Genomic DNA, 6,768 nt, shown 5'->3' with positions numbered 1-6,768 from the left:
GTTGGTGCCCTCCTCGACCATGTCGACGATGTTCTTGGCGGTGTCCTTGACCAGCTGGAGCTGCTCCTGGGGCGTGTTGCCCAGGGCGTTGCCGCCCAGCGCGATGACAACGGACTTGCCGTCACCCTTCTGATAAGGCATAGCTTCTCTCTTTCTTTCGATAACGAAAACACAGGCCGACAGCCGAAAGAGCTCGGCATCGAAAGCATACGAACCGCAGCGTCCCATGAAAAGACATAAAGGGGTTTATGCAAGCGAACAGCGGCGGCAAGCCGAGCGCTCCTGCCCGTAAACCGAATTAAACCCCGCAGGTGAAACGCCGGTTTTCGGCAAAACCGACCGTCCTTCTTCTTGCTCCTACCCCTCTTTCGGCATTCGATTCGATGCATGCACACATCTCCCTCGGCAGATCCGTCCGGATGCGATCGGATCTTCATTCTCTATCGCATCCGGGAAATCAGAAGCCAGCTACACTTGATTGACTAGTTTGAAAACCTTCTCTTTTTCCCCTCTGAGAAAATGAACGATGTTCTCGCAGCTCAAACGCTCAAGATCTTCAATAGCCGTGGTTGAATAGAACGCAGAATGCGGCGTGATGACAACGTTGTCTCGACCAACCAGCTTATTGGATGCCAAATCGGGCGTTTCGTCATACAGAACGTCGGCACCGAACGCGCGTACTCGTCCTTCATCAAGAGCCTCGACAAGAGCGTCTTCGTCCACGCACAAACCGCGGCCAAGGTTGATGAACAAAGGCTTGCGAACCATGCGGGCAAACGCCGCAGCATCGAAATAGCGTTCGTTGTCGTCGGTCAAGCACATGTGGTTCACGATAATGTCAGACTCCGCAAGTAGTTCGTTCTTGTCGACCTGCGTCACCCCTCGCTCAACAAAATCCGCATTGGGCGCATAAGGATCGCATGCGATTATCCTTTTCACCAGTCCCGATGCCTTCTCGGCCGTGCATTTCCCTATTTTTCCAAACCCAACGATGCCAAGCACCTGATCCTCGAGACGAGGCCACTGAGGCGCTGCCGCATAATCCCATTTATGACGTTCGTCAATTTCCTTTTGGTAGAACTTGAAGTGCTTGTTGAGCGCACTCATGTAAGCGATGGCGCTCTCCGAAACGTCCCATGTACAATACTCGCCCACAGGGCACACTCCAATGCCGCGCTTGGTCGCCTCGTCCAAATCAACTTGATCGAACCCCGTCGAATTCAACGACACCACCTTGAGTCGAGAAGCATGATCCATGGCCTCGGCATCCACCGGAACGAATGCCGTAAGCAGCGCGTCAGCATCAGCTAAATGCTCGTAGAATTCGCCACGCTTGCCGTCTTCGTACTCGTACACCTCAACATCTACATCAGAGCCAAGACCCGTCTTCAGCGTTTCAATTTCCAAGGTATGATCAGGCATCATGCAATCTGGATGATCGCAAATCAGAACTTTCATAAATGCTCCGCCTTCCTGAACGACGCCATTACGGACGCTCGATGGGCTGCGTGAGGCAGTGGGGGCCGCCACCCGCATGGAGGATCTGGTCGAGCGGCACGTCGATCACGTCCAGGCCCAATGCGCGCATCTTGTCGTTGATGTGCTTGTTCTTCTCGATGGCGATGACCTTGCCGTCGCCGATGCACTGCACGTTGCAGCCGTGCTTGTACATGTCCTCGCTAGCCACGGGGATCAGCTCGAAGTTGCGGCGCTTGAGCATCTGCAAGAAGTTGTAGGGAAGCTGGTCGATGCAGGCCAGCGCCACCTGTGGGGCCACGATGTTGAAGATCATATCGAGGTGCAGGTTGTCCGGCGGACACGGCACGCCCACTACGGTGTAGCCAAGCTTCTGCAGTTGATCGCGCAGATTATCGACGCCAGCCTGGTCAGTGCGGTCCACCTGGCCCCACGCCAGCGTGTGCTCGTCGATCATCCAGAAGTCGCCGCCCTCCATGCAGCCCGCGTTCACGCGCGCCACGATGGGAACACCCATCTCCTTGAGCTTGTTCTCGTACGCCACGGCCTCGACCTGGCGAACCGGATGACGGAAGTGGCCGATCACAGCGCCTTCCTTGATCATGCAGCCGTAGTCGCGGGCGAACGTCATCACCTCGAACTCGGGACGCGCTTCCACTTCCACGACCTCGATGCCGTTGGCTTTGTAGGCATCCACGAGCATCTGCCACTCGGCCACCATGACGTCGTTCTTCTCTTGGTCGCCCTTCTTCATCCACTCGGCGGTGATCACATTGATGCCGTTGAACTGGTAGTAGCGCGGCGAGCACATCATCACTTTCTTTAGGGGATTCGTCGCGTTGGACACGTACACTTTCTCTTCAGCCATGGGAGGCTCCTTTCGTTGGTATGTTCGCGAAGATCGTCTGGGAACCGGAGCACGCGAGGTGCCCCGGGAAAGCGGAGGATTACAACATCACGGCCACAGTAAGGAACACGCAGCACACGAAGAACAGGAAGCCCACGATGGGCGCGGCTTTCTTCACCCAATCGCCGTAGCTCATATGGGCGGCCGAAGTGCAGGTCATCACCACGATCGAAGTAGGCGAGATCATCTTGGCCAAACCGAGCGCCATGCAGTAGATGGTCACCATGATGGCTACGTCCACGCCGGCGAACTGCGAGAGCGCCGCCATGATGCCCATGGTCGCAGCCGCCAAACCCGTTGACGACGGGATGAGGCATGCGATGAGAAAGTAGCAAATCAGCGCTACGATCACGAACGCAACGGGAGGCAGGGCCGACAGCGTGTTCTCGCACATGTGCAGGATGGTGGGCGTGATCTGGCCGCCGTCCATCACCACCTGGATGCCTCGCGCCAGCGGCACGACGAACGCGGTGGAAACCAGACCGGCAGCACCCTTGATCAGCGTGTCGATGATCTTGTCGGCTTTGTAGCGCATGACGATGCCGGCGAGCAGCGTCATCACCATCACGAGCATGGCGATCTCGGGGAAATACCACGAACCGAACGGCGTGATATCGCTTCCTAGCACCTCGCGCAGCACCGGCGTGACCCCGATCCACGCGACGAACTGCTCGAAGAACGTCCAATCCGGGTTGATGGACGTCCACGGCACGCACCCTACTACCATGATGGCGAACGTGAGGACAAAGATGGCCAGCACGCCTTTCTGACGGCCCGACAGATCCAAGTTCTCGTTGGTAGAAACCGGGAACTCGATGAGGTCGAGCTTCCGGCGGAAGAACTGGACCGATTTCTCAGGGTGCGCCTTCACTTTGTCGGCATAGCGGTTGATAATGAGGATTACAAGCGCAGTAAACACTACGAGCATCAGCACGCGCATGCCCATGCCGTCGCCGGCCGAGATACCCGCGATGCCCGACGCTATACCCGTAGCGAACGGGTTCACCGTCGAGGCCAAACAGCCGGCTTGCGTGCCCAGCACCACGATCATGATGGCCACTACGGTGTCGAGCCCGAGCGCCAGGATCACCGGCACGAACATGAGGAAGTACACGATGCCTTCCTCGTAGGCACCTTCCAAGGTACCGAGGAACGACATAAGGCACACGAGGATACCGATGAGCAGGTGCATGTTGTTCTGGTTCTTCATGGTGATGCGCTTGAGCGCCGTCTTCACCGCACCGGTCTCCTCCATCATCTCGAGGAAGCTGCCGAACAAGAGGATGGTGAGCGAGATGGCGATGGCGCCGCTGATGGCACCCGAACCCAGCATGCCCGTGATGGGTGCCATGAGCACGTCCCACAATCCCTGGGGGTTCGACTCGACGATGTGGTATGTCCCCGAAATAGCATCGCCGTTGGCGTTCAGTTCGTACGCGCCGCCCGGCACGAACCAACTGAGCACGGCGATAAAGCAGATGACCCCGAACAAGATGACGTACGTGTTCGGCATCTTGAATTTCTTCTTGCCCTTCGCGGGCTCATTGTCTGACATGGAAGCTCCTATCTTCGACGCTTCCGGCGTATCAGGGCGCAGCCCCAAGGGTGCCGCCGAAGCGAATCCTTGCAGGCCGCGCTGCCGTGGGGCCCTGCGCAGAACCCCACGGCGTGCCGGGATGCCGTATTAGACGCGGGGAATGTACAGGTCGCCCAGAGTTGCCGCCATGATGGCCTTGATGGTATGCATGCGATTCTCGGCCTGCTGGAACTGGCGTCCATGATCGGAATAGAACACCTCGTCGGTAACTTCCATTTCTTTGACGCCGAAGCGCTCGGCTATATCGGCAGCGTATTCGGTATCGGCGTTGTGGAAGGCCGGCAAGCAATGCAGAAAAATGTAGTCGGGATTCTTCACGTGCGACAACAGGCTGGCATTCACCTGGTAGGGAGACATGAGCTTCACGCGCTCGGCGAACTGAGACTCTTCGCCCATGGCCGCCCACACGTTCGTGTAGATGGCATCCGCGTTCTCCACGGCCTCAATCGGGTCATTCGTTACGGTGATAGTGGCCCCGCTTTCGGCAGCGAAAGCCCGGGCCAATTCAACGATGGCCGGGTCGGGTTCGAGCTCGGCCGGCGTGGCATTATAATAATTCACACCCAAGATAGCACTTGTGATCATAAGGGAGTTCTGCACGTTGTTGCGCCCTTGGCCGCAGTAGGCCAGCGTAAGACCCTCCAACTTGCCGAAGTTTTCCTTCATAGTCATGAAGTCAGCCAGCATCTGCGTGGGGTGCTCTTTGTCGGTGAGGCCATTCCATACCGGCACGCCGCTGTACTTTGCAAGGTCTTCGACATGCTCCTGCGCGAAGCCGCGAAACTCGATGCCGTCGAACATGCTACCCAGTACGAGCGCGGTGTCGCGCACCGTTTCCTTCTTGCCCAGCTGAATATCGTTCTTTCCCAGATATTCAGGGTGCGCACCCAAGTCGATACACGCAGTAGTGAACGCAGCGCGAGTGCGGGTGGATGTCTTCTCGAACAGAAGCGCAATGTTCTTGCCCGCCAGATAATGATGCTCGACATTGCGCTGCTTCAAATCCTTGAGATGCTCGGCGAATCCGATGAGATACATCAGCTCGTCTTTCGTGTAGTCCCTCGTGGAGAGGAGGCTGCGTCCTTGGAATACCGACTTAGTCATGTAGTGCTCCTTTCGTTGGATGCCTCTGCGTCCCAATCCCCGACGGACGTCGCACCCGATTGGCACGACCCCTCCTGGCAGGCCAGGTACTGCATGCATCATACGAAGCGGTGGAGCAACCTCCCACTGGACGAAAGGACAAAACTGGAACCAACTGCTTTGTTCGTCTGAACAAACAATTCTGAACAGCAAAAATCTAGGATGGGGTACAAGGCGGGTTCTTCCAAAGAAGCGGAGGTCGCACATGGCTCTTTCGTCTATCGACTACGTCATCATCGCGCTGTACTTTGTCGCCATCGTGACCATCGGCTTCGTAGCCGCACGATTCACGAAAACCCAAGAAGATTATCTGGTTGCAGGCAGACGACTATCGTTTCCCCTGTTTTTTGGATGCATGGCGGCGCTTACGTTAGGAGGCGGATCCACTATCGGCAGCGCCCAACTGGGCTACCAGTTCGGATTCGGCGGCATATGGCTCAACCTGAGCATTGGATTCGGATTGATCGTCGCAGGCTTTCTCGTAACAAGCAAGCTGTCAAAATTACGTGCGCTCAGCGTGAACGAAGTAGTGGAAAGCAGCTACGGGCCCACAGCCCGCGTATTCAGCTCCGTCCTCACCCTCATATACACGCTCACCCTCAGCGTAGTCCAAGTCATATCCATAGGCACGATCATCAACGGAACCATTGGGCTCGATCCTACGTTGTCGATGGCGCTAGGCGGCGGCATCGTAATACTGTACACATTCGTAGGAGGAATGTGGTCGGTCACCATGACCGATATCGTGCAGTTCGTTGTGAAGACCATTGGCATTCTCATCCTTGCACCTCTTTTCTGCATCTCAGCCGCCGGAGGCTGGGATGCGCTGGTAAGCAAGGTGCCCGAAGCGTACCTTTCAGTGGGAAGCATGGGGTTCGACAAAAGCTTCTCCTATATCGTGTTATACGTTCCCGGGCTTATCATCGGCCAAGACATCTGGCAACGCATATTCACTGCAAAAGACGAAAAAGTATCGAAGCGGGGCACAATCGGAGCCGGCCTTTACAGCATCATGTACGCGTTCGCCACGGTGATCGTCGGCATGAGCGTAGCAGTACTTCTGCCCCATCTGGACAATCCTCAGAACGCATTCGTAACCGGAATTTCCACATTTCTGCCCGTAGGGATCCGCGGACTTGTTTTGGCAGCTGCCATGGCCGCCACGATGTCGGTTTCTAGCGGCACGATCCTCGCATCGTCCACTATCCTGTACAACGACCTGTACGTACGCTTCGGCGGAAAGCGATCCCGTCATCTGCGGGAAGTTACGGCAACTCGCCTATCCGCCCTCATCATAGGCATCATCGTAATGATCTGCTCCCTATGGATAAACGATGTTCTCGTTGGAATCGATATCTGCTACGGATACCTATCGGGATGCGTGTTCGTGCCTCTCGTGGCAAGCTTCGTATTGAAGCGATTCAGCCCGAGGGCAGGTCTATACGCATTGGGGGTAAGCTCGGTCGCAGTTACCGTGAGCTTCCTGACGGTGGGAACGGCAAGCTCCATTCCCATTGTAGCCGGAATGGGGTCGGGCCTGATTGTTTACACAATCGCCAACGCCGTCAGCAAGAAAAAAATCCCCTCCCCATTGCACGAAAGACTTCCCGAAAACATCAAGAACGGCGCCGACCGACTAAAATAA

At 56.4% G+C, this 6,768-nt stretch carries 5 protein-coding genes and 1 pseudogene; 1 reads left to right on the top strand and 5 read right to left on the bottom strand.

All coding sequences use genetic code 11. The features are described 5' to 3' along the window. From ACMNI9_RS06615 to argF, 5 genes and pseudogenes are all read right to left on the bottom strand, one after another. Nucleotides 1-141 (bottom strand): annotated as a pseudogene (locus ACMNI9_RS06615) (carbamate kinase); the annotation flags it as partial. 327 nt (nt 142-468) lie between these two features. Next, nucleotides 469-1,458, bottom strand: coding sequence for an NAD(P)-dependent oxidoreductase (locus ACMNI9_RS06610; RefSeq protein WP_114567340.1), 990 nt, complete (start codon nt 1,456-1,458; stop codon nt 469-471). A gap of 28 nt (nt 1,459-1,486) precedes the next feature. After that, entirely contained in the window at nt 1,487-2,344 is an 858-nt protein-coding gene (locus ACMNI9_RS06605; RefSeq protein ID WP_216529959.1) for a dimethylarginine dimethylaminohydrolase family protein, read from the bottom strand. Nucleotides 2,345-2,423: 79 nt separating this feature from the next. Then, nucleotides 2,424-3,938, bottom strand: a complete 1,515-nt coding sequence (locus ACMNI9_RS06600; RefSeq protein ID WP_418831308.1) for a YfcC family protein — start codon at nt 3,936-3,938, stop codon at nt 2,424-2,426. A gap of 129 nt (nt 3,939-4,067) precedes the next feature. Continuing rightward, a complete protein-coding gene (gene argF / locus ACMNI9_RS06595) occupies nt 4,068-5,084 on the bottom strand; it encodes an ornithine carbamoyltransferase (RefSeq protein ID WP_114567343.1) in 1,017 nt (338 codons plus the stop codon). Between the two features lie 244 nt (nt 5,085-5,328). On the opposite strand from argF, the gene ACMNI9_RS06590 reads away from it, so the two are divergent. Continuing rightward, nucleotides 5,329-6,768 (top strand): sodium:solute symporter, encoded by a 1,440-nt coding sequence (locus ACMNI9_RS06590; RefSeq protein ID WP_225749893.1) that lies wholly within the window; start codon nt 5,329-5,331, stop codon nt 6,766-6,768.

The sequence above is a fragment of the Paraeggerthella sp. genome (genome assembly GCF_048427265.1).
In the GTDB taxonomy this organism is placed as follows: domain Bacteria; phylum Actinomycetota; class Coriobacteriia; order Coriobacteriales; family Eggerthellaceae; genus Paraeggerthella; species Paraeggerthella hominis.
This window is presented reverse-complemented; position numbering and strand designations above follow the sequence as displayed.